At 68.0% G+C, this 24,579-nt stretch carries 23 protein-coding genes; 12 read left to right on the top strand and 11 right to left on the bottom strand.

Features of this window, described 5'->3' with window-relative positions; translation table 11 throughout:
* Window positions 1–12: 12 nt before the first annotated feature.
* The 5 genes from FMP39_RS11080 to FMP39_RS11060 all read left to right on the top strand — a co-directional run bounded on the left by FMP39_RS11080 (window position 13) and on the right by FMP39_RS11060 (window position 5,174).
* Entirely contained in the window at window positions 13–1,470 is a 1,458-nt protein-coding gene (locus FMP39_RS11080) for a CHASE2 domain-containing protein (RefSeq protein ID WP_141589883.1), read from the top strand.
* An 87-nt stretch (window positions 1,471–1,557) separates the two neighbouring features.
* Window positions 1,558–3,342: a GAF domain-containing protein gene (locus tag FMP39_RS11075; RefSeq protein WP_141589882.1), complete on the top strand. Its 1,785-nt coding sequence runs from the start codon at window positions 1,558–1,560 to the stop codon at window positions 3,340–3,342.
* 38 nt (window positions 3,343–3,380) lie between these two features.
* Window positions 3,381–3,962 carry an aspartyl/asparaginyl beta-hydroxylase domain-containing protein gene (locus tag FMP39_RS11070; protein WP_141589881.1) on the top strand — a complete coding sequence of 194 codons (582 nt, stop codon included), beginning with the start codon at window positions 3,381–3,383 and terminating at the stop codon, window positions 3,960–3,962.
* Window positions 3,952–4,158: a Nif11 family protein gene (locus FMP39_RS11065; RefSeq protein WP_141589880.1), complete on the top strand. Its 207-nt coding sequence runs from the start codon at window positions 3,952–3,954 to the stop codon at window positions 4,156–4,158. Before FMP39_RS11070 ends, FMP39_RS11065 begins: the two co-directional genes overlap by 11 nt.
* On the top strand, window positions 4,155–5,174 hold the full coding sequence (locus FMP39_RS11060) for a sulfotransferase family protein (RefSeq protein ID WP_141589879.1): 1,020 nt from the start codon (window positions 4,155–4,157) through the stop codon (window positions 5,172–5,174). The genes FMP39_RS11065 and FMP39_RS11060 overlap by 4 nt, the downstream gene beginning before the upstream one ends.
* Before the next feature lie 775 nt (window positions 5,175–5,949).
* Here the strand turns inward: FMP39_RS11060 and FMP39_RS11055 are convergent.
* The 7 genes from FMP39_RS11055 to FMP39_RS11030 all read right to left on the bottom strand — a co-directional run bounded on the left by FMP39_RS11055 (window position 5,950) and on the right by FMP39_RS11030 (window position 13,572).
* Complete coding sequence (locus FMP39_RS11055) at window positions 5,950–7,938, bottom strand: ATP-dependent endonuclease (RefSeq protein ID WP_141589878.1); 1,989 nt, start codon at window positions 7,936–7,938, stop codon at window positions 5,950–5,952.
* Window position 7,939: 1 nt separating this feature from the next.
* Window positions 7,940–8,152: a KTSC domain-containing protein gene (locus FMP39_RS38670; RefSeq protein WP_141589877.1), complete on the bottom strand. Its 213-nt coding sequence runs from the start codon at window positions 8,150–8,152 to the stop codon at window positions 7,940–7,942.
* Between the two features lie 657 nt (window positions 8,153–8,809).
* Window positions 8,810–8,959 carry a hypothetical protein gene (locus FMP39_RS37395; RefSeq protein ID WP_194858350.1) on the bottom strand — a complete coding sequence of 50 codons (150 nt, stop codon included), beginning with the start codon at window positions 8,957–8,959 and terminating at the stop codon, window positions 8,810–8,812.
* A gap of 128 nt (window positions 8,960–9,087) precedes the next feature.
* Window positions 9,088–9,585, bottom strand: a complete 498-nt coding sequence (locus tag FMP39_RS11045; RefSeq protein ID WP_141589876.1) for a DUF6232 family protein — start codon at window positions 9,583–9,585, stop codon at window positions 9,088–9,090.
* Window positions 9,578–9,991 carry a DNA-binding response regulator gene (locus FMP39_RS11040; RefSeq protein WP_141589875.1) on the bottom strand — a complete coding sequence of 138 codons (414 nt, stop codon included), beginning with the start codon at window positions 9,989–9,991 and terminating at the stop codon, window positions 9,578–9,580. Before FMP39_RS11040 ends, FMP39_RS11045 begins: the two co-directional genes overlap by 8 nt.
* Before the next feature lie 124 nt (window positions 9,992–10,115).
* Window positions 10,116–11,474: a sigma-54 dependent transcriptional regulator gene (locus FMP39_RS11035; RefSeq protein WP_141589874.1), complete on the bottom strand. Its 1,359-nt coding sequence runs from the start codon at window positions 11,472–11,474 to the stop codon at window positions 10,116–10,118.
* Window positions 11,464–13,572 (bottom strand): nitrogen regulation protein NR(II), encoded by a 2,109-nt coding sequence (locus tag FMP39_RS11030; RefSeq protein WP_141589873.1) that lies wholly within the window; start codon window positions 13,570–13,572, stop codon window positions 11,464–11,466. Before FMP39_RS11030 ends, FMP39_RS11035 begins: the two co-directional genes overlap by 11 nt.
* 153 nt (window positions 13,573–13,725) lie before the next feature.
* Between FMP39_RS11030 and FMP39_RS11025 the strand changes: the two genes are divergently transcribed.
* The 7 genes from FMP39_RS11025 to FMP39_RS10995 all read left to right on the top strand — a co-directional run bounded on the left by FMP39_RS11025 (window position 13,726) and on the right by FMP39_RS10995 (window position 19,888).
* A complete protein-coding gene (locus FMP39_RS11025; protein ID WP_141589872.1) occupies window positions 13,726–14,412 on the top strand; it encodes a TetR/AcrR family transcriptional regulator in 687 nt (228 codons plus the stop codon).
* Window positions 14,409–15,206 (top strand): CoA transferase subunit A, encoded by a 798-nt coding sequence (locus FMP39_RS11020; protein WP_141589871.1) that lies wholly within the window; start codon window positions 14,409–14,411, stop codon window positions 15,204–15,206. Before FMP39_RS11025 ends, FMP39_RS11020 begins: the two co-directional genes overlap by 4 nt.
* A complete protein-coding gene (locus FMP39_RS11015; protein ID WP_141589870.1) occupies window positions 15,203–15,943 on the top strand; it encodes a CoA-transferase subunit beta in 741 nt (246 codons plus the stop codon). The genes FMP39_RS11020 and FMP39_RS11015 overlap by 4 nt, the downstream gene beginning before the upstream one ends.
* 47 nt (window positions 15,944–15,990) lie before the next feature.
* A complete protein-coding gene (locus FMP39_RS11010) occupies window positions 15,991–17,028 on the top strand; it encodes an alcohol dehydrogenase catalytic domain-containing protein (protein ID WP_141589869.1) in 1,038 nt (345 codons plus the stop codon).
* A 49-nt stretch (window positions 17,029–17,077) separates the two neighbouring features.
* On the top strand, window positions 17,078–18,334 hold the full coding sequence (locus FMP39_RS11005) for a hydroxymethylglutaryl-CoA synthase family protein (RefSeq protein WP_141589868.1): 1,257 nt from the start codon (window positions 17,078–17,080) through the stop codon (window positions 18,332–18,334).
* Window positions 18,335–18,478: 144 nt separating this feature from the next.
* Entirely contained in the window at window positions 18,479–18,967 is a 489-nt protein-coding gene (locus FMP39_RS11000) for an Hsp20/alpha crystallin family protein (RefSeq protein WP_141589867.1), read from the top strand.
* A gap of 405 nt (window positions 18,968–19,372) precedes the next feature.
* Window positions 19,373–19,888, top strand: a complete 516-nt coding sequence (locus tag FMP39_RS10995) for an SgcJ/EcaC family oxidoreductase (protein ID WP_141589866.1) — start codon at window positions 19,373–19,375, stop codon at window positions 19,886–19,888.
* 3 nt (window positions 19,889–19,891) lie between these two features.
* On the opposite strand, the gene FMP39_RS10990 is transcribed toward FMP39_RS10995, so the two are convergent.
* Genes FMP39_RS10990 through FMP39_RS10975 form a run of 4 tightly spaced genes read right to left on the bottom strand, consistent with a single transcriptional unit; the run spans window position 19,892 to window position 24,429 of the window.
* A complete protein-coding gene (locus FMP39_RS10990) occupies window positions 19,892–22,324 on the bottom strand; it encodes a cation-translocating P-type ATPase (RefSeq protein ID WP_141589865.1) in 2,433 nt (810 codons plus the stop codon).
* A gap of 37 nt (window positions 22,325–22,361) precedes the next feature.
* Window positions 22,362–22,946, bottom strand: coding sequence for an HMA2 domain-containing protein (locus tag FMP39_RS10985; RefSeq protein ID WP_141589864.1), 585 nt, complete (start codon window positions 22,944–22,946; stop codon window positions 22,362–22,364).
* Window positions 22,943–23,215: a hypothetical protein gene (locus tag FMP39_RS10980; RefSeq protein WP_141589863.1), complete on the bottom strand. Its 273-nt coding sequence runs from the start codon at window positions 23,213–23,215 to the stop codon at window positions 22,943–22,945. The genes FMP39_RS10985 and FMP39_RS10980 overlap by 4 nt, the downstream gene beginning before the upstream one ends.
* On the bottom strand, window positions 23,212–24,429 hold the full coding sequence (locus tag FMP39_RS10975) for a hypothetical protein (protein ID WP_141589862.1): 1,218 nt from the start codon (window positions 24,427–24,429) through the stop codon (window positions 23,212–23,214). Before FMP39_RS10975 ends, FMP39_RS10980 begins: the two co-directional genes overlap by 4 nt.
* Window positions 24,430–24,579: the final 150 nt, after the last annotated feature.

The raw sequence follows: 24,579 nt of genomic DNA, 5'->3' as shown, positions 1-24,579 counted from the left end.
AGGCCCCCGCCCATGGACTCCAGTCCCGCCGAGCCCCACCGCCGCGACGGCCTCCGTCTGCCCTCGCCCGCAGTACTGCGGGTGTTGGGTGCGTGCGTGGGCATCGCGCTGGCGGGGGTGACGGCGGCCACTGGTGGCGCACCGGGCTTTCTGGAGCGCCCGCTCTATGACCAGGCCGTGAGCCGGCTGCTGCCCGCTGTGCCGCCGAGCGCGGACCTGGTGCTGGTGGAAGTGGATGATCGCGCCCTCGCGACGCTGAGCGAGCGTTGGCCGCTGTCACGTACCACGTGGGCCCGCGCCTTCCATGCGCTCGCCGCCCAGCGCCCCTCCGCAGTGGCGGTGGACGTCGTCTTCGACCAGCCCGGGCCGCGTGATGCGCTGGAACTGGGTGAGGACATCCTGGAGGCGCTCGGCCGCTCCGGACTGACGGAGCAGCCCGCGGGTGAAGCCTTGGCGGCGGACCTGGAGGCACGGCTCCTCGCGCGCGACGGCGATGCCCGGCTGGCCGAAGCGATTTCGGAAGGGAACGGTGTCGTCCTGGGAGCCGCTGCGCTCACGGGCGATGTCCCGGTGATGGCGCCCCTCCAGGATGGCGCCCTGGGCACGCCGCTGGCCCTGCCCGCCCACGCGCTGCGGCTTCAGGCCCTGGAGGTGGCGGGAAGCATCGCGCCCCTGCGCATGGCGGCTCGGGGCAGTGGAACCCTCAACATGCTGGTGGACGGTGACGGCGTCATCCGTCGATATCCCTACGCCGTGGGCGTGAGCGGACAGGCCTGGCCTTCGCTGGCACTGGCCACCGCGCTGCACCTGACGCCCGAACGGGCGGAGCCTCTGCGTGAGCTGGCGACATGGGACCACGGCGCGCCATTGATGCGGCTGCCCGCGCCCAACTGGCTGCCCCGGGTGAGCTTGGCGGACCTGCTCCACGCGGACCCGCGCTCGGTGGGATTGGACCTGGCGCTGCGAGGCAAGACAGTGTTCGTGGGTGTCACCGCCACGGGGCTGCATGGCCAGAGCACCCTGCCCGGCCAGGTGGCGGTGCCCGGCGTGGAGATTCACGCCTTCGCCCTGGACAACCTGCGGTCGGGCCGGCTGATGCGCTCGTCGGGACTGGTGGCGCTGCTGGGCATTCTGGAGACCGCGGCGGTGCTCGCGGCCTTCGTCTGGCTTTGCCGGCGCGCGCGCACGTCCGGCGCGGTCCTCCGATGGGCGGGGACGCTGGCCGTCCTGCACACGGCGCTGGTGGCGTGGCTGGCGTCGGACCCGGGCTGGGTCATTCCCCTGGTCCCCGCGTGGGTGGGCCTCATGCTGATGCTGGTGGTGGACGCGGCGTCGCGCGCGCAGGAGATGGGCCGGCAGCGCGGCGCCCTCCGCCGGCTCTTCATCCGCTACCCCCAGGCATCCGTGGAGCCAGCGGCGCCGCAGCGAGACGCCCAGCGCGCCCGCGCCGACGCAATGCACCAGGACTAGCGACTAGCCAAACAAACGCTCCGGGCGAACCCGCGCCACACGAAGCCTTGAGCCAGGCAGCAGCCGTGGCAGCATCCTCGCTCCTGCATGCGCCGCTACGCCCTCATCGCCGAGCCCGACCCACAGCGAGCCGCTGGCCTCTTGTCCCTGATGACGGAGGAAGGCCTGGAAGGCGTCGTCGCCAAGGATGGAGCGGAGGCCCAAGATGTCGTGCGCCAGCGCGGTGCGCCCCTGCTGCTCATCACGGACCTGGCGCTGCCCCGGCTGGACGGCTTCGCGTTGCTGACGTGGCTTCGGGAACAGGAGGACTCCGCCGCAACGGCGGTCGTGGTGGTCACTGCCTTCGACGAGCTGCGCGTCCGCGCATGGCAGCTCAAGGAGGCGCTGGGCATCCATGCGTTGCTCAGTCGTCGGGCCTCCTCGGAGGTGATGCGGGACACGCTGCGTCGCGTACTCGCAGGACAGCTCGCGCCACAGCCGCCTTCGGCGGAGGGGGCCGCGGAGCAGGAGCGGCAACGGCTGGCGAGCATCGCGGCCATGCACCTGGTCGACAACGGACCGCCCGAGGCGGAGCTCCAGCAGCTCGTGAAGGAGGTCGCCCAGGCCTTCGGTGTTCCCGTGGCGCTGCTGACGCTGGTGCTGGGCGAGCGCCAGTGGTTCAAGGCCCACGTCGGCCTGCCCCCCACCCTCGCGAAGGACCGGGGCACGCCTCGTGACTGGGCGTTCTGTCACCACGTGGTGCAGGGGCGCGAGCCGCTCGTCGTACCGGACGCCCGGCGCCATCCCTACTTCCGTGACAACCCGCTGGTGCGCGACGGCATCGTGGGCAGCTACGCGGGCGCACCGCTGCTGACGTCCACGGGCGAAGTCCTGGGCTCGCTGTGCGTCATCGACACGCGCCCGCTCGTCCTGGGAGCCGAGGACCTGGCCGCGCTGCGGGAGCTCGCGAACCGTGTCGCGGAGGACCTGGAACAACGGGCCCGGATGAAACCGGCCACCGGAAAGGCCCAGGCAGAGCCCGCGCTCACCGAAGCGTCGGCCCTGGGAGTCCTGCGTGATGCGGTGCAGGCCCTGGATGTAGCGGCCCTGGTCGTGGCGCCTGGACGCAAACCCCACGCGTGCAACACCGCGATGACGGACCTGCTGGGCCTGCCGCCGGCGCCCTTCCCGGCCATGACGTTCGATGCCTTCTGCCAGCACGTCGCGGGACTCACCGCGGACCCGGCGAGCACGCTGCGGCAGCTCGACCTGGCCTCCGAATCGTCCCGAGGCCTCCGCCTGACGCTGGTCCTGGAGCGGCCCCAGCCGCACCGGCTGCGCTGGGTGGCGCGGCCCTTCCCCATCCCTGGCGGCATGGCGCAGATGCTGACGCTCGCCGACATCGGACATATCCGGCCAGCCCGTGAGGAGCGGGAGCGGCAACACCGGGTGGACGCGCTGACGGGACTGGTGTCGCGACGCGTGGGCGAGGAACGGGTGCTGCGCGAGATTGGCCGCTGCCGCAGGGATGGCATGCCCTTCAGCGTGCTGCTCGCGGACCTGGTGGGGCTGGGGCGCATCAACGCGACTCGAGGTTTCGACGCGGGGGACGCCACGCTGCGAGACGGAGCCCGCATCATCGAAGCCCTGGGAGTCCCTGGAGGCTTCGCGGTGCGATGGGATGGTGGGACGTTCCTCCTGGCCCTTCCTGGCGTGGACGCGGCGCGGGCCGAAGCGTTGCGGCAGAAGCTGCGCGACACCCCTGGCGCACCCGATGTGGTGTCCGCCACCGTCACCGTCGAGGGTGAGGAAGACCCTCAGGGGACGCTGGCCCGAGCCCAGGCAGCGCTCATCCGGGCCAAGACGGAGCACCGGCCGCGGCGGCTGGCATGAGCCACGTTGGAACCCTTCACCGCGACGAGGAGCACCGCATGTCGACGCCCGTGCCTGACCGCCTCCGCCTGCCCTTCCACTTCGACGCCGCGCCGCTCCAGCAGGAGCTCGCGGCATTGCCCGCCGAGGCGTGGGTTCCCCACTTCAACAAGCGCGAATACGAAGGAGAGTGGAGCGGTGTGCCCCTGCGCTCCATTGGCGGCATGGAAGGCCGCATCTATCCGGACCCGACAGGGCGCGAGCGCTACGCCGACACGCCCCTGCTGGCGCGCTGCCCCGCGTTCCGCGCCGTGCTCGCCACGTTCCAGTGTCCCATCGGCGCCGCGCGTCTGCTGAAGCTCGCGGCGGGCGCGCGCATCCGCGAGCACACCGATTACAACCTGGGTTACGAGGACGGCGAGGTGCGGCTCCACGTTCCCATCACCACGCACCCCGACGTGGCCTTCTTCCTCGGCGGCGAGCGAGTCGTCCTCCAGCCCGGTGAGTGCTGGTACCTGGACTTCAACCGTCCCCACCGGGTGGACAACCCCAGCGACACCGACCGCGTCCATCTGGTGCTGGACTGCGATGTGAATGACTGGCTGCGAGACGTCTTCACGCGGGCCGTGAATGAGCGCTGAGGCCTTCGAACGATTCCGTCTCCGCGTACTGGAGGACGTCACGCTCCAGGCTGCTCTACGGGAGACTCCGGACACCGCGGCCTTCGTGGCACGCGCCATCGAGCTGGGCGCCGCGCACGACTGTCACTTCACCGCCGAGGACATCCACGAAGCCCTGCGCGCCGCTCGCCGGGTCTGGCGGGAGCGATGGATATGACACCGGACCTCGAGGGCTGGATGCCCGCGCGCATCCACGTGGACGGCGGACAACCGCGGGTGGACTGGTGCCACATGGGAGGCCAGCGATTCACGGACCCATTCTTCGACGAGACGCTGGAGCGGAGGCTCCGCCACCCATTCGCCCTGCTCTTCCGGCATCAGACGTCCATGGACGCACTGGTGGCACGACAGGCTGAGAAGCCCGGCCTCCCGGTGCGCGGGCTCGTCTTCCACATGTCCCGCTGCGGTTCCACGCTGGTGGCGCAGTTGCTGGCCGCGCTGCCGCGCCACGTCGTGCTGTCCGAAGCCGGCCCCGTGGACACGGTGCTGCGCGCGCACCAGCACTTGCCAGGCGTCACGGACACGCAGCGCATCGAATGGCTGCGCGCGGTGGTGGGAGCCCTCGGACAACAGCGACATCCGGAGGAGCACGCGGTGTTCCTCAAGCTGGACGCGTGGCACACCCTGGAGCTCCCGCTGCTCCAGCGCGCCTTCCCTGGCGTGCCGTGGATGTTCCTCTACCGGGACCCGGTCGAGGTCATGGCGTCGCATCAAAATCACCGGGGCGCGCACATGCTTCCGGGACTGCTGAACCCCGCGCACCTGGGCCTGGAGCCCGGGCAACTCGAAGGCATGCCCCTGGACGAGTACGGTGCGCGCGTCCTCGCGGCCATTTGCGACGCGGGCCTCCAAGGCTATCGCGCGCGGACAGCCCAGGCGCGGCTGATGGACTACCGGCAGCTCCAGCCGGAAGGCCTGCGGGTGCTCACGGAGCTGTTCGCTCTCGAGCTGAAGGCCGAGGACACCCCGCGCTTGCGCGACGTCCTGGAGCGAAACGCGAAGAACCCCGTGCTGCCCTTCGAGGACGACACGGAGGAGAAGTCTCGCTGCGTCTCATCGAACGGGCGGGCGCTCGCGGAGCAATGGGGCCGACATATTCACGACGCGCTGGAGGCCGAGCGCGAGAGGGCGGACCACAAGTTCCACTTAAAATCCCTAGCACCACCGGAGTAGCCCCATCAAAGCAGAGAAGCGATTGCCGACTCCGCGCCCCCTAGAAAGTGTCCAACCAACCAAGTCTTTGGCGGGTGTCAACATGGAGAATGCTGGCCTCAACAAAAGACACCACACAGCAACATGTCGGCCGCGAGCTTCAGACCCACTCCGCCATTGCCGGCAAAGTTCGTGACTGGACTTTCCGACTCAAGCGCCTACCGGAGAGGTGAGCGACCACCACAGCACCGAGTCTGGGCGTCGATAGGGACGCCTGTCCTATGTTGATAAGCGTAAAATCCAGCAGCCGTGCTTCGTCCCAGCACACGTATGGTGCGCGTGTCTCCGCTAGTCTTGTCCGGCGCAAAAATCTCTTCGGCGGTCTTGCCAGCATCCACTAGGTCGAGAAGCTCCAACAGCGCTTCCCGCCTCGTGTCAGCATTGACAACGTAAGGACCATTCCAACGGTCATCAGTGAAGTGCTGCAGCTTGAACGACGTCCATGGAGAGCGATAGGAATGCTTTGTGGTGCATCCACACAACTGGGCGCATTGTGCACCGACTCCGTGAATCCACGTCCGAATCTCACGGATAAACGCTTCAAAAGTGGCGTATCGCCTTTCCTCAAATGCCGAAGCGGACATAGTTCAATAGCTCCGTGGCACGGCTACCATTCTTACCGGACACCCTGATTTCAACACGACTCCTGAACGCCATGCGCCCATTAGCGATCCGACAAACATGAGAACAAGGCACCAAGGCTCACAAACACGCCCCGTCGCCATGGCGTTCGCACCTATGCAAGAACATTTACAGGCGAAGGTGGCGTGGCCTGCTCCTTTGGCCCTTCTCGCCCAGTCGCATTTGCCGCAAAGGCGCAGATTGCCTTACAAAGACGCTCCAAGGACTGAGAACGCTTCCCCTCCTCCCAGGCGTAGCTCAGGCAATACGCCAAGAACAACGTGTGCTTATCAACGCTCGGCAAGTTAATTGAATTCTCTTTTCGAACACGTTCCTTGACCGAATGCCAATCTTCCTGACCGATTTCGCCCTCTATTTCACCTTGAATCTCAGTTCTCCACATGACGTGATCTACGGCCCAAAATGTACTCTGAGGAAATGGCTCCACCCCTTGAGACAAGCAAATCCTCAAGAGCTCCCTGTTGTCTTTCTCGTGCCTCGATCTATGGAGCGGGCTTTGGTCATGACCATCTGAATCAAAGACGACAAACGTCGGAATTTTCAGGCCCTTAGCGATAACAATGGGCTCAACAAGTCGACTCTTTCCTCCACAAGGAACAAAGTGGCACCCGAGCCTAATAAAATCATCATAGAGCCCCAGAAGCTCAAGATAAGTCGTTATACACGCCACATCCTCAATTCCCTCAACAAAAACAACAACCTCCGAGAAAAACATCTCACTGATCGATGGCTGAAGAATCTGCTCAAGCCTCACAAGCGTCCCATTACTATGAGAGGCAGGCTTTGAAGTATACGCATTCAGGGATGTTCGTAGATGCTCAAGCGTAAGAGCACTCACATAGGCATGCTTTTGAGAGCTATCCCTGCGAACGACCCTAACGTCCTCAAACCCTCGCGCGGAGACAAAATGAGGACTATGAGTACAAGTCATCACCTGATATGATGAACTCGCCAGAGTCTGCAACACCTTGGCAAGATGCTTTGCCTGAGATGGATGCTGATAGAGTTCCGGCTCCTCACACCCAAGTATCAGCGTTGTTTTAGATGTATCCTGAACACTGGCAAGCTCCTGAAGGAGCGCAATCAAGAACGCTCGCTGAAGGCCATGTCCAAACCTGGCCATGTTCCCCGAAAATCGACTCTCCCCTGCGATTATCCGCGCAATAGGGTCCTGTATACTAACATAGCTCTCTGGAGCATTTAGCCATTCAACCCTAAGATTGGCATCAGACTGAACCAAACGCCGAATCCGGACATCCAATGCAGTCGACAGATTTTGGAGCACTGATTGCTTCTTGGCCAAGAGTTCTCGGTACTTACCCTCAGCCTCCCTTCTCAGTTCATTCAGCGGGTCGTCAAATGTTGCCCCGACCTGCAATGCACGCTCTAGCAGAGCGCTAAGCGCCGATCGTTTCGACTCAGTCTGCTCCAGTGTTGCATCCTTCACTGCCGGCAGATAAAGCCAGTGCACGTGACGCTGTAGTCGGTTGGCCCCCTTTGTGACCCCGTAGAATTGATCCTGGCTTGGGATCGGCTCGCAAAGCTCTGGATGCGACATCTCATAGCTAGAGAGCTCATCATGCATTTCCTGCCTGATTTTCACGGGCTTCAACTGAGGTATTTCCAGCCTCAATTTATCATAGACATCCCGCAGAGCCGATACCTTTTCGCCTCCATTGAACTTCGCAAAAAACTGCTTAAACTTCTTCATCACTCTGCGCTGCCCAAACTGAAGAACCTCTGCCTGCTTCAGTACAGGATCCCACTTGGCTACAGCGGAAATAATCAACTCGCCCTGCCTGTAGTAGTCTCGAAAATCCTCCTGTGCCGCCTCAGACAGGTCTTTAAATGTAAGAGTTATTCTCACTGGGACATTCGTGTCCTTATTATGAAAATCCTCTTCATCTAGATGAGTAATGTTCGTACTTGCCCCACTCTGATCGCGAAAGAATATATTTAGGGCAGTTAGGATGGTGGACTTTCCGGCCCCATTTGTTCCCACTATGCACGTGTAGTCATTCAGACCAATCGTCTCATCGCGATAAGATCGAAAGTTTTCAATTCGAATTGTCTTTATCTTCATGTCACTCAACCCTCCTGTACACAAACCTACCCTTTATGTATTTGGCAAGAAATGCACCCTTCGAGTTCGCCTGCATGAGACTCGCGTGAAGCGATAGCGGGACTCCTGAATAGACATAAACACTAAAATCATTGAATTCCACCTCAAGGACCGATACAGCTGAGTCATACCCTATAGAGCGGATATTGCTCGACGTGACAGGAACCCTGTGCATAGGTTTGGCATCGTCTCCCGCGCTTGGTGACGGTTGCAATCATGAAATCCTGTTCAGCGGTGAGTCAGGATTGCCCGACCTGGTGCTGTCGCGACCTAAGAGCCTATGATGTAGCCCCTATTTCGACAGGGAAGAAGTCGTCCCGCCTACTGCGTTATTGCCAACACGACTGCAGGCGTATGGGTCTGGTGCAAAAGGCCGACAGTTGGGGAATGCTAATACGACTTGGTCACATCCGAGAGGGGCGCTCAGGCGGAGCCCTGGGGCTGATCGCCCTGTTGCAGAGCGGGCAGGTGCCAATCTGGCGTAGCAGGAGCGGCTGAAGCGCGCTGGGAGGCAATAATCCTCGGGTGCCACACCGGCTGGCTTCGGCGTCACCCCAGCGATGCGACTTCGACCTGTTGCCACTTCGGGACTCTCACCCTACGGGTCCATAAGTCCCTCCAAGCAGCATACAACTACCCTAACGCACACTGGTAGTGTGCGAAACCAAGAGGCAAGCTTCGCGCGAGGGGTGGCCGCTCGCAGCCAAGGTGCCGCCCGAACCAAATCGTCAACGGCGCGAGAGGAGCTTGCGCAGTTGGCTCATCGTAAGAGTTCGCCGTGCCCAGTGTGGACGCAGAGCTGGAGCGGCCGAGAGATCAGCGCGAGTGCCTGTCAGTCTTGGCGATGCGGGAGCGAGCCGGTGCCAGGGCCCTGGATAGCGGCGAGCGCGGCCCGGGGCAGGTCGTGGCCCAGGAACTTACCGCGCAGGCGCGCCGTTTCGATGAGGGAGTAGAAGAGCACGGCCACCTCGGTGCCCCCCAAGACGTGCTGCCGTAGTGATTCTTGCCGCCTACCTCCAGATCGCGAAGCTGGCGCTCGACCGTTGTTCCCCAAGGGGACATCTGGGGTGCGAAGGAAGACAGTGATGTCATTCCACAGCTCCAGCTCGCTCAGTGCCGTCCCCGTGCCGCGACGGCGTCCTGGATGAGTCCGGCGAGCAGCATGAGGGACTTCGGATCCTTGCTCGCGCGCACGCGCCAAGAGCCGGCGCGGGTATGCAGCACCAACCGGTAGGACTCCTCGGCGAGCACGAGCCGCGCGATGCAGCCGAAGATGACCATGACGACGGCGATCAGCGCCGCCTCATAGACACCCTTCGCCGTGCTGCTGGAGACGGACAGCGCGGACAGGGCCGGCAGCCCCACGCTCATGCACAGGCCCAGCGTGGCCAACACAGGAACCATGCGAGGCGTGCGCCGCACCGTCTCCACCCGCTGGACGTCCGCGAGCAGCAGCGTCCTGCCCCGGGCGACGACCCGCTCGGTCGTCACCCGCAGGCCGGCATCCTGAAAAAGCGGCACTTCGGAAGGAGCGGGCGGCGCCACGAGCGGGCGGTCCGGAAACGCGGGAGTGGCGGGCACCGCGGACACGGCGAGAGGCTCAATCATGGGGCGACTCGGTGGACGGCGGCACGGCCCCGCCGGGAGAGATGAATACGGAACTCGGATGACCTGGAACGTGGGCCAGCAACACGCGGCGCAGCTCACCGAGCGGCCCGCCCAGCGCGAAACAGTCGCGGGCGCCCAGCCGCAGGGCGAGTCCCATCAGCCGCTCATCGGCGAAGGGCACCAGCACGATGATGGGCCCCTGGGGCGAAAGCTCCCGGGCGCGCTGAAGCCGACGCTGGAGACTCTCACCGCGCTCGACGTGGACGAGCACGAGGTCCGGACATCCACCAGCCGGCGCGCCCGACTCCAGCGCGATGCCCAGCTCGGCCAGCACGTCCATCAGGAGCGAGCTGAGCGACGCATCCCCTCCGAGCAGGAGGGCACGGGCAATGGACGAGGACTTCACGTTGCAACATCAAGCAATGCCCATGCCCGCTGTCCCCCCCCCCGAGAGCCCCGGGCAACGTGCGGGCGAACCGTTGCATCACGCCAGACGTCCCTGGCGGATTACCACGGTGTCTCGCGCGCCCCTACCCGCGCTCCCGCTCGCGGCGATGGATGGTGGACACATCGATGCCGAGCACCTCCGCGGCGCGCGTCTTGTTCCCGCCGCAGCGTGTCACCATCCACGCGATGTACTCCGCCTCCAGCCGCCGCAGGGGCCACAGCGCGTGCTGCGCCATCACCAAGGGCTGCACCTCCGGCGCCTCGGGTGGCAGGTGTGGGCGCAACTCCTCCAGCCCCACGACTTCGCTCGCCACCATCACCACCAGCCGCTCTATCAGGTTCTCCAGCTCACGCACGTTTCCCGGCCAAGGCAAGGTCGCGAGCGCGGCCACCGCCTCCGGAGACAGGGACTGCATGCGGGAGCGAGGGTTGCGCGCGCGGGCGCGAGCCGTGAAGTGCTCCACCAGCAAGGGGATGTCCTCGCGCCGCTCCGCCAGCGGAGGCAACAGCAGCGTCACGACATTGAGCCGGTAGAACAGGTCCGCGCGGAAGCGGCCCTCGCGCACGCGGGCGTCCAGGTCCTGGTGCGTGGCGGCGACGATGCGCACGTCCACGGTGCGGCTGCCGTCGGCGCCCACCGCGCGCACCTCGCCGTCCTCCAGTACGCGCAGCAGGCGGGCCTGAAGCTCCAGCGGCATGTCGCCAATCTCGTCCAGGAACAGCGTGCCCCCATCCGCCTCCACGAAGAGGCCGCGACGGGCGTGGGTAGCGCCGGTGAAGGCCCCCTTGAGGTGACCGAACAGCTCGCTCTCCAGCAAGTCATGTGGCAGCGCCGTGCAGTTGACGGCCACGAAGGGTCCGGAGGCGCGAGGCCCCTGGAAGTGCAGCGCACGCGCCACCAGCTCCTTGCCCGTGCCGCTCGGGCCTCGCAGCAGCACCGCCGCCTGGGCGTAGGCCACGCGGTCGATGAGCTCGTAGAGGTTCCGCATCGCCGCGCTTCGGCCCACCAGCGCCCCCAACCCGCTGCGCTCGGCAGCGGCGCGCCGCAGTGCCCGGTTCTCCACCTGGAGCCTGCGCTCCTTCAAGGCGCGCTCGAGGAAGAGCAGCACCTCATCCAGGCGGAAGGGCTTGGTGAAGTAGTGGTACGCGCCGCGCTTCATCGCCTCCACCGCGCTCTCCACGCCGCCGAAGGCCGTCATCATCAACACGGGGATGTCCGCGTCGAGCGCCCGCACGGCCTCCAGCACGTCCAGGCCGTCCACCCCTTCCATGCGCAAGTCACACAGCACCGCGTCGTAGGCCCGTGCGCGCGCCATCCGGATGGCCTCTTCGCCGCCCGTGGCCAGGTCCACGACGTAGCCCGCGTCCGTGAGGGGCTCTCGCAGCATGAGGCCCATCTCCACGTGGTCATCGACGACCAGGATGCGTCCTTCAACCGACATACCGCTCCTCCGCGCTGGGCTTCGCGATGGGCCAGAGCACGGTGACGCAGGTGCCCCGGCCCTCCTCGCTCTCCAGCTCCAGCCGGCCACCATGGTTGCGCACGACGTGGGCCACCATCGTCAGGCCCAGTCCCGTGCCCTGTCCCCGCTTCTTGGTGGTGAAGAAGGGGTCGAATACCTGATTGAGGTGCTCCCGGGGAATGCCGCAGCCGTCGTCGCGGAGGGTGAGCGCCACCAGCCCCCACGGCTCCGCCTCTGGCACCGCCGCGGACAGCGTCACCTGCCCGCCCTCGCCACACGCATGGCAGGCGTTGAGCGCCAGATTCACCAGCACCTGCTGGAGCTGGTCCGGGTCCGCGGCCAGTGGAGGCAGCGTCTCCGGAACGGTCACCTCGAAGCGAACCCCGCGCCGCTCCACCTCCATGCGCAGCAACTCCTGGACGTCCTGGAGCAGGGAGATGAGCGGCACCGGCCGCACCGCCGTGGGCTGGAGGCGCGAGAAGTCCAGGAGCTGCCGCAGCGTGCGGCTCACCCGGTCGATCTGCTCGATGATGACGGCGATGCCAGGCCCCTGCGGGTGTTCCCGGCCCAGCTTGCCCAGCACGTACTCCGCGCGCCCACGCACCACGCCCAGCGGCGTGCCAATCTCATGCGCGATACCGGCGGCGAGCACCCCCACCGTGGCCAGCTTCTCCGCGCGCAGCAACTGCGTCTCCAGCGCGCGCACGTTGCTCAGGTCCTCCACCACCAACAAGGTCTGGACCTCCGGGTGGCGCGCCTCCAGCGGCACCGCGTGGAGATTGAAACGGCCCTCCTCGCCGAAGAGCACCAGCGTCTCACCCAGGATGCCATGGGCGCGCGACTCGCTCGCAGCGGCCTCCACCAGGGCGCGAATCCGGGACACCACGGGTGCCGGGGCCTGGGGGAACGCCGTCTCCAACGGCGCGCCAATGGCGTCCGGAGGCATGCGCTCACGGAGCACCTGGTTCACCGCGCTGATGCGCCCGTCCACGGTGAGCGCCAGCACCCCAGAAGGAATGTGGTCGAGAATCTTCTGCGTCTTGTCGTGCAGGTGCGCCAGTTGGTCCGCGTGCTGACGGCTCTCTCGCAAGGCGGCCGCGCGGCGCTGCGCCAGCACCACGTACACGGCGAACGTCACCAGGAAGAGCGCCACGAGCAGCGCCGCGGCCAGGAGCCGCCAGATGAGGGCCTGCTGATGCGATCGCAGCGTCGCGGTAGACACCAACGTGGCCGCGGCCCAATGGCTGCCACCGCGAACGCGGATGGGCGTGAACACGGCGATGGCCTCCGAGCGGCCCAGGCCCAATCGCTCGGCCTCCTCCGCGCGCAGCGGCAACGCGCCGCGCTCCCCCTCGCGCATGCGAGCCGCCAGCGTCGTGAAGCCCGGCACCCACGCGCCCTCCGTCTCCAGCCGCCGGAACCAGTCCGCCAGGGTGGGGTCGCTGGCGGAGGTCGGATGACCATAGGTGCCCAGGAGCAACAGCCGCGCGTCCGGGTCCGACGTCACGATGCGCAGCGGCGTAAAGAAGGATGTCGTGTCGACGAGCACCGCCACCGCGCCCTCGGGCCGGCCTTGCTCATCCACGGGCAGCGCCGTGGCCATGACCCGCAGCGAGTCCAAGCCGCCATCCTCCATGGGAGGTGACAGCGTGACGTCCCCCGGCGGCCGCAGCAGGGCCCGCCGGGCCGCCTCCGCCATCTGCGCCAGCACGGGCGCTCGCGCCACCTGCTTGCCCATGCGCCGGTCCAACATGCGCAGCCATTCCTTGCCGCTGGCGTCGTAGGCGATGAGGACCTTGTACTGGCCCACCGCCTCCAACAGGGCTCGCATCTCCCGCCGGTGCTCCGCCAAGGTGCCGGGCTGAGACATCAGCTCCCCGGCGAAGCGCAGGTCCTCCGCCACGTCCTCCAGCGTCTCCGCCACCCCGCGTGTGGCCTCATCCAACTGGGCCTGGCGCTCCACCGCGAACTGGTGCCACTGCGCCTCCCGGTTGCGCTCCAACAGGGTGAACACCCCCACCCCCACCGTCGTGAGGGCGACACCGAGCAACAGGATGGGGACGAGGGCGTACCGCATGGCCCGCGGAGTCTAACCGCCAGCCCCTCCCCAACCCCTTGAAATAGCAGGGAAATCAGGAGGCCCGCCGGCCCGGGGGCCGACTTTGGCGATTGACACCCCGCGTCGGGCGCTGCTACCTACCGGTCGGTAGGTCTCCAGAAGGGAGCAGACGTGACGAACACCGGAGGACGGAAGCCGGACGAGGGCGAGCGCTACCGAGCCATCCTTGAAACGGCGGCGCGGCTCATCTGTGACCGGGGGTACGAGGGCACGTCGATGCAGGAGATCGCCGCCGCGTGCCGGATGACGAAGGCGGGCCTCTACCACCACATCCAGAACAAGGAGCAGCTGCTCTTCGCCATCATGAACTACGGGATGGACCTGTTCGAGGAGCAGGTCCTCTCGCGGGTGCAGGACATCGCGAATCCGGTGGAGCGGCTTCGCGCGTGCATGCGCCACAACATCCTGCTGGTGACGCGAGGGTGGAGCAAGGAGGTCATCATCATCCTCCACGAGCACGCCACGCTCACCGGCGAGACGCGCGCCTTCATCGACGCCCGGAAGAAGAAGTACGTGGACTTCCTGGAGGAGGCCTTTTCGCAGGCCTCGCAGCAGGGCCTCATCCGCCCCGTGGACCCGACGGTGGGCGCCTTCTCGTTCCTGGGAATGGTGCTGTGGATCTACAAGTGGTTCAAGCCGGACGGGCGCCTCACGGATGAGCAGATCGCCGACGGCATGGTGGGCATGTTGTTCCCGCCCTTCGCCGCCGCTGGGGACACCGCTGGACAGGCAGGGCCCTCCCCGTTGCGCATGGTGCCGAACGTGTCGGCCACCGGCACGGATTCGGAGGGTGCATGAAGACGGCGCGCTGGTGCTCGCTGGAGGAGGCGGTGGCCTCCATTCCGGATGGCGCGTCGCTGGCCACCGGCGGCTTCATGCTGGGTCGCGCCCCCATGGCGCTGGTGATGGAGCTCATCGCGCAGGGCAAGCGCGGCCTGGGCCTCATCTCCCTCCCCAACCCGCTGCCCGCGGAGTTCCTCGTGGCGGGCGGCTGTCTGGGCAGGCTGGAGATTGCCTTCGGCGCGCTGAGCCTCCAGGGCCGCGTGCGTCCCATGCCCTGCCTCAAGCGGGCCATGGAGCAAGGCACCCTCGCCTGGCGCGAACATGATGGCTACCGCGTCGTCCAGCGGCTGCGCGCCGCGTCCATGGGGCTGCCCTTCATCCCCGCGCCGGACGCGGACGTGTCCGGGCTGGCGCGGACGGAGCCGCCTCCCACGGTGGAGGACCCCTTCACCGGCCTGCGCGTGGCGGTGGAGCCTGCCTTCTATCCGGACGTGGCGCTGCTCCACGCGCGCGCCGCGGACGAGCGCGGCAACCTCTACATGGAAGACCCGACCACGGACCTGCTGGTGGCGGGCGCGGCGAAGCGGGTGATTGCCACGGTGGAGGAACGGGTGGCGAAGCTGCCTCGCGCCACCCTGCCCGGCTTCCAGGTGGACCGCATCGTCCTGGCGCCCGGCGGCGCCCTGCCCACCGGCTGCGCCGGGCTCTACCCGCACGACGACGGGATGCTGGCCCGCTACCTGTCGCTGGCGGAGACGGGCCGTGAAGCGGAGTTCCTGGAAACGGTGCTGACGCGGAGGGCGGCATGAGCGCGACGCTGGACGTCACCCCCGCGGAGACCGTGGTCTCCCTGCTGGCGCGGCAGATTGATGACGGCGGCGTGGTGGCCACGGGCGTGGCGTCACCGCTGGCCATCCTGGCCATCGCCGTGGCGCGCGCGACGCACGCGCCGGACCTGACGTACCTGGCCTGCGTGGGCTCGTTGGATCCGGAGATTCCCACGCTGCTGCCCTCCTCCGAGGACCTGGGCTACCTGGATGGCCGGTCCGCGGAAATCACCATTCCGGACCTGTTCGACCACGCGCGGCGCGGCCGGGTGGACACCGTCTTCTTCGGCGCGGCCGAGGTGGACGCCGAGGGCCGCACCAACATGACGGCCAGCGGCAGCCTGGACAAGCCGCGGACGAAGTTCCCCGGCGTGGCGGGCGCCGCGACGCTGCGGCAGTGGGTGCGCCGGCCGGTGCTGCTGGTGCCGCGCCAGTCGCGCCGCAACCTGGTGCCGGAGGTGCAGGTCGCCACCACGAGAGATCCGCGCCGGCCGGTGACGCTCATCTCCGACCTGGGCGTGTTCGAACTGGGCGCTTCCGGCGCGCGGCTGCTCGCGCGACACCCCTGGGCCTCGGAGGAGCACATCGCGGAGCGCACGGGCTTCGCCTTCCAGGTCTCCGAAGCGCTGTCCGTCACCTCGCTGCCGGATGCCCGGACGGTGGCGGCCATTCGCGCCATCGACCCGCACGGCTACCGCGACGCGCTCGTCGGCGCCTGAGCAGGGCCGTTCCCCTTCCACGAATTCAGATGCACGGAGGCACCCCGATGAAAGCCGTCGTACTGCGCAGCTTTGGTGAAGCGGGCAACCTGAAGATGGAGACCGTGCCCATGCCCCGTCCCGGGCGTGGCGAGGTCCTCCTGCGCGTGCATGCCTGTGGCGTCTGCTACCACGACGTCATCAACCGCCGAGGCAACCTGCCCCGCACCAGCGTGCCCGCGATTCTTGGCCACGAGGCCGCGGGTGAAGTCATTGAAGTCGGCCCGGACACGCCGGGCTGGAAGACGGGCGACCGCGCCGCGACGCTCCAGCGCATGTCGTGTGGCGACTGTGCCCTGTGCCGCAGCGGCCGCAACAGCCTCTGCAAGACGGACAACCGCTTCTTCGGCGAGGAGCTGGCCGGTGGCTACGCCCAGTTCATGGTGGCCCCCGTCGGCGGACTGGGCCGGGTGCCCGCGTCGCTGCCCTGGAACGAGGCGGCCACGGTGTGCTGCACCACCGGCACGGCCGTCCACACGGTGCGCACGCGTGGCAAGGTGCGCGCGGGCGAGACGGTGCTCATCACCGGCGCCAGTGGCGGCGTGGGCCTGTCCTCCGTGCAGCTCGCGCGGCTGGACGGCGCGCGCGTCATCGCGGTGACGTCCAGCGAGGCGAAGGTGCAGGCGCTGAAGGAGGCGGGCGCGGACGAGGTCATCGTGTCGCGCGGGCTGGACTTCGCGTCGGACGTCCGCAAGCGCACCCAGGGCGCGGGTGTGGACATGGCCGTCGAAATCGTCGGCAGCGCCACGTTCGACCAGACGCTGAAGTCCATGGCGCCCGGAGGCCGCGTGGTGGTGGTGGGCAACCTGGAGTCAGGGATGGTGCAGCTCAACCCGGGGCTCGTCATCGTCAAGGAGCTGGAGATCCTGGGGGCCTACGCCACCACGCAGGCGGAGCTGGACGAGGCCCTGCGCCTGACGGCCACCGGCGGCGTGCGGCAGTTCGTGACGGACGCGGTGCCCCTGGCCGAGGCCGCGAAGGCCCACTTCCGGCTGGAGAACCGCGAGGTGGCGGGCCGGCTGGTGCTGGTGCCCCCCGAGGCGTGAGCGAAGCGGCGGCTGGAATCCAGAGCACGACAAGGAATCGAGGAGTCCGATGAAGAAGCGCGTGGGAATCGAAGCGTTGGCGGTCGCGGTGCCGTCCCGGTACGTGGACATCGAAGACCTGGCCCGGGCACGTGGCGTGGACCCGGCCAAGTACACGGCGGGCCTGGGCGCCAGGGAGATGGCCGTCACCGACCCCGGCGAGGACACCGTGGCCCTGGCGGCCACCGCGGCGGCCCGCCTCATCCGTCAGCAGGACGTGGACCCGTCTCGCATCGGCATGCTGGTGGTGGGCACGGAGACGGGCATCGACCACTCGAAGCCCGTCGCCTCGCACGTGCAGGGCCTGCTGAAGCTGCCGCGCACCATGCGGACCTATGACACGCAGCACGCGTGTTACGGCGGCACCGCCGGGTTGATGGCGGCGGTGGAGTGGATTGCGTCCGGCGCGGGCGCGGGCAAGGTGGCCGTGGTGGTGTGTTCGGACATCGCGCGCTACGGGCTGAACACCGCGGGCGAGCCCACCCAGGGCGGCGGCGCGGTGGCGCTGCTGGTCTCCGAACAACCTGACCTGCTCGCCATGGACGTGGGCCTCAACGGCGTGTGCACCATGGACGTGTATGACTTCTGGCGGCCTGTGGGCCGGCGGGAGGCGCTGGTGGACGGGCACTACTCCATCACCTGCTACCTGGAGGCCCTGTCCGGCGCCTACCGGGGCTGGCGCGAGAAGGCCCTGGCGGCGGGCCTGGTCCGCTGGTCGGATGCGCTGCCCGGCGAACAGCTGGCGCGCATCGCCTACCACGTGCCCTTCTGCAAGATGGCCCGGAAGGCGCACACCCAACTGCGCCTGTGCGACCTGGAGGATGCGCCGGACGCGGCGGCGTCGACGGCGGAGTCGCGGGAGGCGCAGGCGAAGTCGGCCGCCAGCTATGACGCCCAGGTGGCGACTTCACTGGGACTCAACTCGCGCATCGGAAACGTGTACACTGCGTCCCTCTACTTGGCGCTGGCGGGCCTGCTGCACCGCGAGGCCGGCGCGCTGGCGGGACAGCGAATGGGCCTGCTGTCCTACGGCAGCGGCTGCGCGGCCGAATTCTACTCCGGCACGGTGGGCGAGAGGGCCGCCGAGCGGATGGCGAAGGCGGACCTGGAGGGCGTGCTGGCCCGGCGCGAGCGCGTCTCCATCGAGGAATACGAGCGCCTGATGAAGCTGCCGGCGGATGCCCCCGAGGCCGTGGCCCCGCCGCCCGGTGCCTTCCGGCTGACGGAGATTCGCGACCACCGCCGCCAGTACGCCGAAGGGAACTGACGCAGGGCGCCGGGCGCCCATCCCAGACGCGTGACGAGGCACCGGCAGGCTTCCCGGTGCCTCCCCTTCCGCCGCCGTCTCCCTACCGTGAATCTCGAAACCCCTGCCTCGACGAACGGGGCACGGCTGAAAGGAGACGGAATCATGGCGGACCTACCTGCCCGCAGAGGCGGAGGCATGCTGGGAGCCCCGCGCGGCTGGGACCCCTTCGAGCGCATGCAGGAGCTCTTGGGATTCGACCTCGGCCGGATGCTCGGCCCCCAGGGCACACGGGAAGGCGGCTTCGTGCCCGACTTCGAGGTGAAGGAGACCCAGGATGCCTTCATCTTCAAGGCCGATGTCCCCGGCGTGGAGGAGAAGGACCTGGAAATCACCCTCGCGGAGAACCGGCTGACCATCAGCGGCAAGCGGGAAGAAGAGCGCCGCGACGAAGGTGACCGCTACTACGCCTACGAGCGCAACTATGGCTCGTTCAGCCGGACCTTCACGCTCCCCCGAGGCGTGAATGCCGACGACGTCCAGGCGGACTTCAAGAGTGGCGTCCTCAACGTGCGCATCCCCAAGAAGTCCGAGGAACAGCCCAAGCGCATCAAGGTCGGCGGTGGCGAACGCAGTGACAAGGCGAAGGCCTGAGCCACTTCGCTGAGCAACCCGGGGGCCCCTCCGGGTGAGCCCGGCGAATCGGCGCCTTAAGGCAAACAACGGGATGGACGCCTCCGGACACCCGCGCTTCGGGTGGCAAGGGTCGCCCGGAGGCGTCCGCGCATTGCGACCCGTACCGCCCGCGCGCAGCGCGCGTGGCAACGGGACACGTCCGCCATCGAGCCCCCTTCGAACCCACTACACAAGATTCGGGACTTGACCTGGTGGTGACGCCAGCGATGTGGAGTTCGAGGTTGAGCCTGCGGCAGAAGCTGGGGAAGGACGCCAAACCCACCAGGCCAGACGCCTGAGGCACCGGGAGGGGCGCTTGGGAGAAGCCGGCCGTGTTATGGGACCTGACACGACAACCGGCTTTTCCCGAAAGAAGGCTACCCAATGATGCGCCGCGCCCTTCCCCTTTCCTTCCTGGCCCCCCTCCTCCTGCTGGCGTCCGCGTGCGCGACCACCGGCACGGCGCCAGCGGAGGCGGACATCCTCCAGCTCGTGAGTGACCAGACGGAGGCTTGGAACCGCCAGGACGCGGTGGCCTGGTCCAAGGACTTCGCCCCGGACGCGGCCTTCATCAACATCGTGGGCACCGTCTTCGAAGGCCGCGATGAAATCCAGGAGCGCCACGCGGGCATCTTCGCCACCATCTTCAAGGGCAGCCAGAGCCAGGTCACCGTGCGCAAGGTCCAGTTCATCCAGGATGACCTGGCCATTGTCGACACCACGCACGAGGTGACGGGCCATCTCGGCCTGCCCCCTGGCGTCCAGGACACCGAGCCCGGCGTGCTGCGCACGCAGATGCGGTACGTGATGAAGCACGTGAACGGGCAGTGGCAAATCCTGGCCGGCCAGAACACGGACGTGAAGCCCAGGCCCCAGGCGGCCGCGCCCCAGACGCCCTGATGCTCAGTGGGTGGTGGAATCCTCGCGCTGGACGGCGCGCGCCTGACGGAACAGCGGCGCCAGCGCGGCGAAGCCAGCCACCACCGTGGAGCCGTTGTTGATGACGGCGGCGGCAACGGGCGGCAGCCATCCCAGCGCCGCGAGCACCATGGCCACGGCATTGGGCACCAGCACCAGCCCGAGCCCCAGGTGCACGCGGCTCAGGGTGTCGCGGCCCGCGTCGAACGCCAGCAACAGGTCATCGAGGCTGCCTCGCAGCAGCACCACGTCCGCCGTCTCCAGCGCCACGTCCGTCGCCCCCCTCAAGGAGATACCGACGTCGGCGAGCGCGAGCGCCGGGGCGTCATTGATGCCATCCCCCACCATGGCCACGATGCGTCCCTGGCGCCGGAGCGCGCGCACTTGCGTGGCCTTGTCCTCGGGAAGCAGCTCCGCGATGGCCTCGTCCACGCCCAACCGGCTCGCGACCTCCGCCACCCGCGACGGCGAGTCCCCGGACAGCAGCACGATGCGCCGGCGCCCATTCTCTTTCAGGGCCTGCACCACGCCCGCGCTCTCCGGCCGCAGTGTCTCCACGTAGCTGATGCACCCGGCCAGCGCGCCATCCACGGTGACCCACAGGGTGGCGACATCGCGCGGCACGGACCAGGCCAGCGCCGAGCCCGCGTCCGTCACGTCCACGCCTTGCTGCTGCATCCAGCGCGCGCTGCCCACGCAGACGCGGCGCCCGTTCACCTGGGCGCAGACGCCCCGCCCCAGGACGAACTCCTCCAGTCCCGCCTCGGGCTGCGGCACCTCCACGCCTTGTGTCTGGGCATGCCGGCGCACCGCCTCCGCTACGGGATGAGACTGACGCAGCTCGGCGGCGGCGCTCAGCGACAGCACCTCGCGCGCGTCCCAGCCCCGCGCGGGAATGACGTCCACCACTTCCGGGACCCCCAACGTCAGCGTGCCCGTCTTGTCGAAGACGATGGTGTCCGCCTGGGCCAGCCGCTCCAGGTACTGCGCCCCCTTGATGAGGATTCCCTGCCGCGCCGCGAGCGTCATCGCCACCAGCGCGCTCGCCGGCACGACGATGCGGACACCCGTTCCGAAATCCGTGATGAGGATGCTGATGGGCCGTGACGCCTCGCGCGTCCACAGCCCCGTCGCCGCGGCGAGCCCGAAGGTCGGCAGCACGACGCCGTTCGCCACCGAGTCCACCTTCGCCTGCAACGTCATGGGCTTGGCGCCTGCGCCTTCGAGGATGTGGAGAATCTTGGCCGCCGTGGTCTCCACACCGGCGCGCACCACCCGTACCCGAAGGCTGCCCTCGCCCACCACGGACGCGGCCAGCACGCGGTCTCCCACCTCGCGGACGCGGGGCTCTGATTCACCCGTGAGCGCCTTCTCATCCACCCACGCGGTGCCGGCCACCACCGTCCCGTCGGCGGGCACGCTCTCCCCCGAGTGCACGACGATGAGGTCGCCCTCCTTGAGCCGGTCCGCCCGGACCTGCTCCACCTCTCCGTCCACCCGCAGCCGCCAGGCGTACAGCACCTCCAGCCGCATCAACCGGGAGATGGCGGACCGGGCGCGGTCCGCGCTGCGCTCAATCAACAAGTCGCCAACGCCCAGCAGGGAGGTGATGAGCGCCGCGGTCCGCACCTGCCCCGTGGCCAGGGACACCCCCACCGCCACCAGGTCGAGCAGGTCCACGGTGATGCGCCGCTCCGCGACGGACTGGAAGGCGCGCTGTGCCAGCGGCAGGCTCGTCAACGCGACGCCCGTGGCCAACACGGGCATGGGTGCCGCATTCACGACGCATGCGGCGAGCACCGCCGAATTGAAGACCGTGGCGGCCCATTCCCGCCGGGGCGGTTCGGGCGCGGCGGGCCAGGTGGACGGGTCGCTCGTGCGCAGGGCCGCCATCAACTGGCTCGCGTTGAGCATCTCCGGGTCGAAGCTCACCACCAGCGAATGGATGGCCGGCGAGGCGCTCGCCTTGTGCACCCCCGCCAGCGTCGCGGCCCAGGCCGCCAGCTTGAGGATGTCGTCGTCCTCGAGCCCTCGGACGTGCAGGCGCACGCGCCCGTGCACTGCGTGCAGCACCTCCACCTGGAATGGCTTGGGCGGAAGCTGGTGCAACGTGAAGGCGAAGTCCCGCACCCGCAGCGCGAACGCGCCAGGGAAGCGCGAGGACTCCTGGTAGTGCACCTTGACCAGGCCCGTGCTGCGCTGACACGTGGCCACCTGGACTTCGGGGCGGGACTCCAGCCAGCCGAGCAACTGGCGCAGCGTCTTGGAATCCTCCGCCGCGCCTCGGATGAGGAGCCGGCCCGGAGCCACGTCCGTGACGTGGACGGACACGGGCCGCTGATGCCCATCCAGGACATCGTGCGCGCGCCCCTTGAAGCCGCGCGCCATGCCACTCAGGAACTCCACCTCCGCCCGCATGAACGCCCCCCGAGCTGAACGCAGTGCAACCGCGGCCTCACGCGTGGGGCCGGGGCCGGAAGGCCACCGTCCCGCTGACGCGCGCGGCGCCTTCCAGCTCCTGCTCCCGCACACCGTCACGGAACACGCTGTAGGCCCAGTACAGCGCGTTGTCCCAGCGAGGCAGCCAGCCCTTCTGCGACGGGTTCGCCACCAGCGAGTAGATGCCCGTGGCCGTCAGCACCACGGGAATCAGCTCGTAGAGGCCCGCCCCCGTCAGCTCACGCGCCAGGCCGTCCAGCCACCGGGCGCCGCTCACCACGTGCTCGGCCGGGGCCATCCGCGACTTCGCCATGAACTTGGCGTCGACGATGCCGTCCAGGCCCGCCGTGTCGACGATGGTCGCCAGGAGCGATTCCACGTCGGCCTCGTCCGGGCTGTATTCGACGAGCAAGCTGCCCGTGAGTGGAGAATGGACGGTGCCGAACACGCCTTGCGTCTCCCCCAGCTCACCGCGCACGCGGTCCGCGAGGTCCGAGTCATCTCGGAAGCAGCTCGCGCGCACACGAAGCCGGCCCGGGGAGTGGTGCACGAGCAACAACCACTCCCCTTCGATGGCGCCCGAGTCCGGGTCGAGCCTCATGCGTGCCCCTCTCGGCTGTCCGCGATGGGCCGGGCGCCACTGTCCGCCGCCCGCCGGTTGTGGGCCTGATGGAGGTTCGCCCGCGAGCGCGCCTCCGCCACCAGGTCGGAGAGGTACTCACGCTCGGTGGCGAAGACCCGCCGCGTCCACGCCACCAAATCAAACGCCGCCGTCGCCACGGAGACGACCGCACCGCGTGAGTTGTCGACGGTGCTCCGGGCCATCCAGCCGCTGGCCACGCCCGCCAGGAATGCCACCGCCGTCTTCATAGCCCCCCCGGAGCGGCATGGGCGTCAGCGCCCAGCCCGGCGACGGGAGACGACGGCATCCGCCCGTCGCGCGGCTCGAACGCGTCGCCCTGCGGCGCACGAACGACGCCGTGGGTCCGGAACTGCTTCAGCAGGGCCTGCACCCGCTCCCGGCGCAACGGCCGGTTGAGCGCGGCGGCGGCCTGCCGCAACAGCAACCACTCCGCGTTCGACATGGACAGGTCCACCGCGGCAATCACCTCGAGCGCGTGCAGGAAGGCATCCCGCGCGGGCTCGGGTACCTCGTGGAGACGCTCGACCCACTGCGCCTCGTCTTCGCCCAGGCGCTCCAGCAGCCGCTTGCGCGCCGCGGAGGGGCTGTTGCGCAGCAGGTGCGCCAGCATGACGGTCGCCTCGGAACTCAGCACCCCATCCGTTCCGAACAGGCACCAGGCGCCTTCGATGAGCAGCTCCACGCACCGCGCATCCACGGCCCGCACGGCGGAGAACGCATCGTCCAAGGCGCGGCGGTAGCGCGCATACTCCACCGAGGCCTCACCCAGCCGGCGGGTGTGCCGCCAACTGGTGACGGAGGAGGTCAGGACGCTGGCGAAGGGAAGGAGGTTTCGCAGCACGCCCTCTCCCATCAAGCGGTTGCCCAGCTTCCGCTCCGCCGCCTCCGTGTCCTCGGTCAGCATCCGGCCCACGAGCCCCGCACCGCCGTGGTCCGCGTCCTCCCACGTCTCCGAGCCCGACGTGAGGGCGTTCAGGTGGAGCAGATCCCACGGGTCATCCGGGTCGATGTGCACGCCGAACGCGGACGCCACGTCGCACATCATCCGGGCCTGGATGAGCGAGCGCAGCATCGTGTCCAATCCCATGGCGGCCCCGGCCACGGGGACGGCCACGAGCGCCCCCACGAAGCCAGTGTCCAGGGTGAACATGGCCGCGCTGGTGGAGATACCCGCGGCGCTTGCCCCCACCAGCGCAGCTTCCTTGCTGGCACGCCGGATGAGGGCGTCCGTTTCGGACGCACGGACGGCGGACGCGGTACCGGCGCGCCGCGCCTCGTAGTGACGCACGTAGGCGGTCACCAGCCGGGCGTGCCACGCGCCCGAACGGATGTCTTCGAAGCGCAACTCACGCCCGAGTTTCTCGGCGAAGTCTCGCAACGGGTGCAGTGCGGCCGCCGGCGTGGCGGCGTCTTCCGGATGGAATGGAGCGGTTCGTGTCATGGGCATGAGTGCGGAACAGCCGTGCGCGCCAGACCTGGAGGACGCGACACGGCTGGTGGGGGGTGCATCCGATGTGGGCTTCCAGGAATCGGCGCACTCAAGCTAGGGAGATTCGAGGACCGGGAGAACCGGTCCTGCGGGGCAAGACCT

The sequence above is a fragment of the Myxococcus sp. AB056 genome, assembly GCF_006547365.1.
GTDB lineage: Bacteria > Myxococcota > Myxococcia > Myxococcales > Myxococcaceae > Myxococcus > Myxococcus virescens.
Note: the sequence above shows the minus strand (reverse complement) of the source record. Positions and strands in the feature narration are given on the sequence as shown.

Excerpts from the sequence above, each read along its gene's own strand:
- FMP39_RS11060 (WP_141589879.1), top strand. The coding sequence starts at position 4,155 with ATGACACCGGACCTCGAGGGCTGGATGCCCGCGCGCATCCACGTGGAC.
- FMP39_RS11080 (WP_141589883.1), top strand. The coding sequence starts at position 13 with ATGGACTCCAGTCCCGCCGAGCCCCACCGCCGCGACGGCCTCCGTCTG.
- FMP39_RS10995 (WP_141589866.1), top strand. The coding sequence starts at position 19,373 with ATGATGCGCCGCGCCCTTCCCCTTTCCTTCCTGGCCCCCCTCCTCCTG.
- FMP39_RS10980 (WP_141589863.1), bottom strand. The coding sequence starts at position 23,215 with ATGAAGACGGCGGTGGCATTCCTGGCGGGCGTGGCCAGCGGCTGGATG.
- FMP39_RS11055 (WP_141589878.1), bottom strand. The coding sequence starts at position 7,938 with ATGAAGATAAAGACAATTCGAATTGAAAACTTTCGATCTTATCGCGAT.
- FMP39_RS11020 (WP_141589871.1), top strand. The coding sequence starts at position 14,409 with ATGAAGACGGCGCGCTGGTGCTCGCTGGAGGAGGCGGTGGCCTCCATT.
- FMP39_RS11070 (WP_141589881.1), top strand. The coding sequence starts at position 3,381 with ATGTCGACGCCCGTGCCTGACCGCCTCCGCCTGCCCTTCCACTTCGAC.
- FMP39_RS11005 (WP_141589868.1), top strand. The coding sequence starts at position 17,078 with ATGAAGAAGCGCGTGGGAATCGAAGCGTTGGCGGTCGCGGTGCCGTCC.
- FMP39_RS11010 (WP_141589869.1), top strand. The coding sequence starts at position 15,991 with ATGAAAGCCGTCGTACTGCGCAGCTTTGGTGAAGCGGGCAACCTGAAG.
- FMP39_RS11075 (WP_141589882.1), top strand. The coding sequence starts at position 1,558 with ATGCGCCGCTACGCCCTCATCGCCGAGCCCGACCCACAGCGAGCCGCT.
- FMP39_RS10990 (WP_141589865.1), bottom strand. The coding sequence starts at position 22,324 with ATGCGGGCGGAGGTGGAGTTCCTGAGTGGCATGGCGCGCGGCTTCAAG.
- FMP39_RS11045 (WP_141589876.1), bottom strand. The coding sequence starts at position 9,585 with ATGATTGAGCCTCTCGCCGTGTCCGCGGTGCCCGCCACTCCCGCGTTT.
- FMP39_RS11065 (WP_141589880.1), top strand. The coding sequence starts at position 3,952 with ATGAGCGCTGAGGCCTTCGAACGATTCCGTCTCCGCGTACTGGAGGAC.
- FMP39_RS38670 (WP_141589877.1), bottom strand. The coding sequence starts at position 8,152 with ATGCACAGGGTTCCTGTCACGTCGAGCAATATCCGCTCTATAGGGTAT.
- FMP39_RS10975 (WP_141589862.1), bottom strand. The coding sequence starts at position 24,429 with ATGACACGAACCGCTCCATTCCATCCGGAAGACGCCGCCACGCCGGCG.
- FMP39_RS11015 (WP_141589870.1), top strand. The coding sequence starts at position 15,203 with ATGAGCGCGACGCTGGACGTCACCCCCGCGGAGACCGTGGTCTCCCTG.
- FMP39_RS10985 (WP_141589864.1), bottom strand. The coding sequence starts at position 22,946 with ATGAGGCTCGACCCGGACTCGGGCGCCATCGAAGGGGAGTGGTTGTTG.
- FMP39_RS11030 (WP_141589873.1), bottom strand. The coding sequence starts at position 13,572 with ATGCGGTACGCCCTCGTCCCCATCCTGTTGCTCGGTGTCGCCCTCACG.
- FMP39_RS11035 (WP_141589874.1), bottom strand. The coding sequence starts at position 11,474 with ATGTCGGTTGAAGGACGCATCCTGGTCGTCGATGACCACGTGGAGATG.
- FMP39_RS11000 (WP_141589867.1), top strand. The coding sequence starts at position 18,479 with ATGGCGGACCTACCTGCCCGCAGAGGCGGAGGCATGCTGGGAGCCCCG.